Source organism: Arthrobacter crystallopoietes BAB-32, assembly GCF_000328305.2.
Taxonomy (GTDB): Bacteria; Actinomycetota; Actinomycetes; order Actinomycetales; family Micrococcaceae; genus Crystallibacter; species Crystallibacter crystallopoietes_A.
In genome coordinates this window covers 1-5,648 of sequence record NZ_ANPE02000251.1, presented here as the reverse complement: position 1 = coordinate 5,648, position 5,648 = coordinate 1, and the positions used below count along the sequence as shown (strand labels likewise).

At 68.8% G+C, this 5,648-nt stretch carries 5 protein-coding genes; 4 read left to right on the top strand and 1 reads right to left on the bottom strand.

The annotated features are described in order from the left end of the window. Positions 1-167 precede the first annotated feature (167 nt). The 4 genes from D477_RS18745 (at position 168) to D477_RS18730 (ending at position 4,275) form a co-directional block, all read left to right on the top strand. Entirely contained in the window at positions 168-689 is a 522-nt protein-coding gene (locus tag D477_RS18745; protein ID WP_005273607.1) for a transporter substrate-binding domain-containing protein, read from the top strand. Further along, positions 686-1,696, top strand: a complete 1,011-nt coding sequence (locus D477_RS18740) for a cation diffusion facilitator family transporter (RefSeq protein WP_005273604.1) — start codon at positions 686-688, stop codon at positions 1,694-1,696. The genes D477_RS18745 and D477_RS18740 overlap by 4 nt, the downstream gene beginning before the upstream one ends. 129 nt (positions 1,697-1,825) lie before the next feature. Next, positions 1,826-2,914 (top strand): MBL fold metallo-hydrolase, encoded by a 1,089-nt coding sequence (locus tag D477_RS18735; RefSeq protein WP_005273601.1) that lies wholly within the window; start codon positions 1,826-1,828, stop codon positions 2,912-2,914. Further along, the gene (locus D477_RS18730) at positions 2,911-4,275 is read left to right on the top strand and encodes an MFS transporter (protein WP_005273597.1); all 1,365 of its coding nucleotides are present in this window, start codon (positions 2,911-2,913) and stop codon (positions 4,273-4,275) included. The genes D477_RS18735 and D477_RS18730 overlap by 4 nt, the downstream gene beginning before the upstream one ends. A 162-nt stretch (positions 4,276-4,437) precedes the next feature. Here the strand turns inward: D477_RS18730 and D477_RS18725 are convergent, their stop codons facing one another. Next, the gene (locus D477_RS18725; protein ID WP_005273594.1) at positions 4,438-5,364 is read right to left on the bottom strand and encodes a LysR family transcriptional regulator; all 927 of its coding nucleotides are present in this window, start codon (positions 5,362-5,364) and stop codon (positions 4,438-4,440) included. Between the last annotated feature and the right edge of the window lie 284 nt (positions 5,365-5,648).

The following is a 5,648-nucleotide window of genomic DNA, read 5'->3' as shown; positions in this document are numbered from 1 at the left end:
GGGCACCCTGCAGCACGCCAGCCGCCCCTTCCGCGCCCATCTGCAGGACGACGGCGATGGCGGCTTTGGCCTCCGTCCCGCCTGAGCGTCCGCCCCGATCCGCGCAGCGGCCTTGCGCTTTCGCCCCGGTGCAGTGACGCTGGGGAATATCGGCACGAGGAGGCTGCATGGAACCGTCAACGCGGCTATCCCGCCGGGCGAGGCCGTTCGCAGCACGGCTGGCAGGCCTGCTGCTGGTCGCGGCGCTGGCCGGCTGCGGCCTGGCGATGCCGACGGACCCGGACGGGACGCTCCAGGACATCACCGGCGGAACGCTGCGGGTCGGGGTGACCGAGAGCGTCACGGAAAACCATGACTTCGTCCGGCTGCAGCCCGGCGCGGAACCGGCCGGCATCGAACCTGAGCTCGTCCGCGGCTTCGCGGCCACCCGCGAAGCTTCGATCGAGTGGGTCGAGGGCAGCGAACACCAGTTGGTGGAAGACCTGAAGCACGGCGAGCTGGACCTGGTCATCGGCGGCCTCGCCAATGACACCCCCTGGTCCAAACATGCCGGCATGACCCGGCCCTACGCCGAGACCCGGGACGAGCGGGGCAAGACCGTCAAGCACGTGATGCTGGTCCTGATGGGCGAAAACGCCTTCCTGCTGGCCCTCGACCAGTACCTGCTGGGCCAGGAGGTGGACCTGTGAGCGGGGAAAGCACGACGACGGCTGCGCGGTTCGGACACACGGAACTGCCCGAGGAGCAGCACGAGGCACTGCGGAAGGCCCGGAAGCTGGAATGGCTGACCATCGGATTCCTCACCGTCACCGTCATCCTGGTGTTCCTGGTGCTCGGCAATTCGCAGGCGATGAAGGCGGCCTGGATCGAGGACCTGCTGTCCTTCCTCCCGCCGATCGCCTTCCTGGTGGCCGCCCGGATCATTCGGCGGCCGCCCACGGAGCGGCACCCCTACGGCTACCACCGGGCCATCGGCGTGGCGCATCTGGTGGCCGCCGTCGCCCTGCTGGTCATGGGCTCCTACCTCATCGTCGATTCCGGGCTGGGGCTCGTCCTGGCCGAGCACCCGACGATCGGCGGCATCGAGCTGTTCGGCCGGACCTTCTGGCTGGGCCACCTCATGATCGCCGTCATGCTCCTGATCGCCCTGCCGCCGGTGTTCCTTGGACGGGCCAAAATGAAGGTGGCCGAGACGCTGCACGACAAGGTGCTCTATGCGGACGCGGACATGAACAAGGCGGACTGGATGACCGCCGTCGCTGCTGCCGCCGGCGTCGCAGGGATCGGGATCGGCTGGTGGTGGGCCGACTCCATGGCCGCACTCGTGATTTCGGCCAGCATCACGCGCGACGGCGTCAAGAACCTGCGCGCGGCGGTCGCCGACCTCGTGGATGCCCGGGCCAGGACCTACGACAACGCCGAGCCCCATCCGGTCACCCAGCGCGTCGACTCCTACTTGTCCGGTCTCGAGTGGGTGGACCAGGCAAAGAGCCGCACCCGCGATGAAGGACATGTCTTCCACCTCGAGTCCTTCGTGGTTCCCCGCCAGGGCCGGACACCGTCGCTCGGCGACATCGAACGCGCCCGCCGCGGCTGCATCGAACTGGACTGGAAGGTGCAGGACATGCAGATTGTCCTGGCCGCGGAGCTCCCCGAGGAGTTCCTGCCCGGCATCACCCACGGCGGGGAGCGGTAGCCCTTCATAACCAAAACCGTGCAACTTGGGAAGTTATTACAGTTTTACAGTGTTGACTGTGAGCTGGACCATGGAAGAAGAACAAAGGCGGCGGGTGCCGCCCAGCACCATCGAAAGAACTTCCCCTCCATGAACTCCTCCCTGAACCCGCACGTCGTCACCCTCGGCACCGCCGGCGGTCCGCGCTGGTGGACCGGCGAAAACGCCGGCCGCCGCACCGGCATCGCCACCGCCGTCGTCGTCGGCGAAGCCGTCTACCTGGTGGACGCCGGCAGCGGAGTCGGCCGCCAGCTGATGAAGGCCAACCTGCCGATCTCCTCACTGCGCGGGATCTTCCTGACCCACCTGCACTCGGACCACAGCATCGACCTGGCGAGCCTGGCCATCTTCGGCATGTTCACGCTGAAGCAGGACCAGCACACCATCCGGATCCTCGGTCCCGGCAACCGCGGCGAGCTGCCGCCGGCCTCCCCGCGCGCCACCACTCCGCCGTCGCCGGTCTTCCCGGAGCTGCCCACCCCGGGCACCCGCGAGATGTTCCACCACCTGATGCAGGCCTACGGCACGGACCTCAACGACCGCGTGATCGACGCCCTTCGCCCCTCGCCGCTGGACTACTTCATTCCCGAGGACATCGCCATCCCGGCGTCTTCGGGCTACCACCCCAACGCCAACCCGACGCCGGCCGGCCTGGAGCCGTTCGAGATCTACCGGGACGAGCTGGTCACCGTGACCGCCACCCTGGTGGAGCATCCGCCGATCGCCCCGGCCTTCGCTTTCCGCTTTGACACCGCCGAGGGCTCGGTCACCATCTCCGGTGACACCGCGCCGTGCCAGAACCTGGTCCGGCTCGCCCGCGGCACCGACCTGCTGCTGCACGAGGCCATCGACTTCGACTGGGTCCAGCGCGCCTACGGCAGCATCGACACCGACGAGGCCCGCGCCTCGATCGACCACCACCGCCGGTCGCACACCTCTCCCCAGGATGCGATCCGGATCGCCCAGCAAGCCGGCGCGGCAACCCTCGCGCTGCACCATCTGGTCCCGGGCACGACGCCGGACGCGGTCTGGCGCGCGCACGGCGCCTCGTTCGAGGGCGGCTTCCACATCCCGGACGACCTCGACATCATCCCGTTCTCTTCCCGACTCTCTTCCCTTCCTGCCGGAGCCGCCCTGACAGCCCCGGCAGACAACCACGAAATGGCGGTTGCACAATGAGCACCCATACGACAACGGAGTCGACCATCCAGCCCGACGGCGGACAGCCGGGCGAAACGCTGAAGGTCCCCAGCCTCAACACCCCGCAGATGCGCCGCATCCTGGCTTCGAGCTTCATGGGCAGCGCCATCGAGTTCTACGACTTCATCCTGTACGCGACGGCGGCCTCGCTGGTGTTCAACAAGGTGTTCTTCGTGAACATAGACCCGGCCGTCGGCATCTTCGCCTCGTTCGCCACCCTCGCCGTCGGCTACATCGCCCGGCCGCTGGGCGGCATCGTCTTCGGCCACTTCGGCGACCGGCTTGGCCGCAAGGGCGTGCTGATCACCTCGATGCTGATGATGGGCGTGGCCACGACATTGATCGGCCTGCTGCCCACCACCGCCCAGATCGGCATGGCGGCCCCGCTCGCGCTGATCATCCTGCGCATCATCCAGGGCCTGGCCGTCGGCGGCGAATGGGGCGGCGCCATGCTGATGGCGCTCGAGCACGCGCCGAAGGAACGCCGCGGCTTCGCCGCCAGCTTCGCCAACATGGGCGGACCTGCCGGCGCTGTCATGGCCACCCTCGCGGTCTCCGCCGTCTCGGTCCTGCCGGACGAGGCCTTCCTGAGCTGGGGCTGGCGCCTGCCGTTCCTGCTGAGCGTGGCGCTGGTCGGCATCGGCCTCATCATCCGCCTCAAGGTCGCCGAATCCCCGCTGTTCCTCGCCCTCGAGCACAAGGCCGAAGAGCGCAAGATCCCCATCCTCGAGGTCCTGACCAAGTACCCGAAGAACGTCATCATGGGCACGCTGGTCGGCATGAGCTCCTACACCGTGCAGGGCCTGATGACCGTCTGGGCCATCTCCTACGTCGTTGACCAGGTCGGTCTGGACCGCACCGGCGTGCTGAACATTAAGGCCATCGGCGCCACCCTGACCGTCGTCGCCATCTGGTTCGCCGCCCGCTACTCGGACCGGATCGGCCGCCGCCCGGTCATGCTGATCGGCATCCTCGCCGGCGCCGCGCTGGCCTTCCCGATCATGTGGATGCTCGAGCTCGGCGCCCTCTGGATGTTCGCCATCGGCCTGTTCCTGGCCAACGGCGTCATCCAGGGCACCATCTTCGGCCCGTTCGGCGCCTTCACGGCCGAGCTCTTCCCGACCCGGATGCGCTACACCGGCGCCTCGCTGGTCTACCAGCTCTCCTCCACCCTGGGCGCCGGCTTCACCCCGATGATTGCTTCCGGCCTGGTCCTGGCCGCCGGCGGCGAGCTCTGGATGGTCGCCGCAGCCTGGGCCGGGGCGTTCGTGCTCGCCGCGGTCTGCCTGCTCGGCGTCAAGGAAGGCAAGAACCAGGACCTGACCGCCGAGAAGATGTAGCCCGCCCGCCTCCTCCAGAGGACGGTCCCAGAGTCAACACACTCGTCGCCACAGGCGGCCGCTGCCCAGCGCAGCGGCCGCCTTCCCTCTTTAAGTACGACGGCGGTGCAGGGCGCCCTTTGCCCGGGCGTCACCTGACATGCGCTAACCCGGGAAGGTGCGTCACGCCGTCGTCCTTGGACCGCCGCCGGCCGCCCCGCCGGCCTCCGCGCAGAAATCCAGGAAGGCCTGCAGGCGCAGGCTCGGCCGCGCGGTGCTGGAGTAGGCCACGCAGATGTCGCTGTGGCCGACCGGGCCGTCGATTTCGACCGTGGCCAGCGGCAGGCCGTCGTAGCTGGTGTTGACCGGCGGGCGCTGGACCAGCACGGTGTAGCCGAGGCCGCGGGCGACCATGCCGCGGACGGCCTCGAAGCTCGAGGAGCGCCAGGCGATTTTCGGGTCGAGGCCGGACAGGCGCAGGTTGACCAGCTGGTTGTCGCGCACCGTGGGGATGTCCAGCGAGACGAAGTCCTCCTCCGCCAGCTCGGCCAGCCGGACGCTCTTCCGCCCGGCGAGCGGATGGTCGGCGGCGAGCAGTACGTAGGGCCGCCCCTCCTTGACCGTGCGCGCCTCGACGCCGGGCAGCAGATGGCGGGTGTGGGTTAGCACGGCGTCGAGGTAGCCGTCCAGCATCTTCTGCTGCAGCTCCCTGCCCTCGCCTTCCTCCAGCGTGACCTGCAGGCGGCGGTTCGGCTTGATGAACTTCTCGCTGATCACCGGCACCCAGAACGCGGCCAGGTTGGTGTAGCAGCCGATGGCGAGCGGGCCCACCAGGCCCTGCTGCCGCTCCACGATGGTGTTCTGGACGTCGTCGGCATGGCGGACCAGCGAGCGCACGTCCCGCAGGAACTGCTGGCCCACGCCAGTGAGCGCGATGCCGCGGGAACGCTGGCGGACCACCAGCTGCGCGCCGACCACGCGTTCCAGGTCGGTCAGCGCCTGGGACATCGCCGCCTGGGAGATGTGGCTGGCCACGGCCGCCGCCGAAATCGAGCCGTGGTCCGCCACCGCGACGAAGTACTGCAGCTGCTTCAGCGTGAAATTCACCACCGGCCCAGCGTAGCGGCTTCGGGTCACCCAAGTTCCCGGCCGCTGCAGTACAGCCGGCGCCGATGCACCCGCCGTTGCCGCCCCGCGGCGGTCACCCATTTGTCCATCCGGCGGAGCGACGGGGATGATAAGCAATGAACCCTTTCACTTGCGGAGGTTGGCAACGACGATGACGAAGCACGTTCCGGAGTCCCAGACGGCCCAGTCCGTGGAACAGCCGGCGAGCCGGCGGGCCCTGCGGCAGGCGCAGCTGGCCATCCCACCGGCGCCGGCAGCAGCGCCAT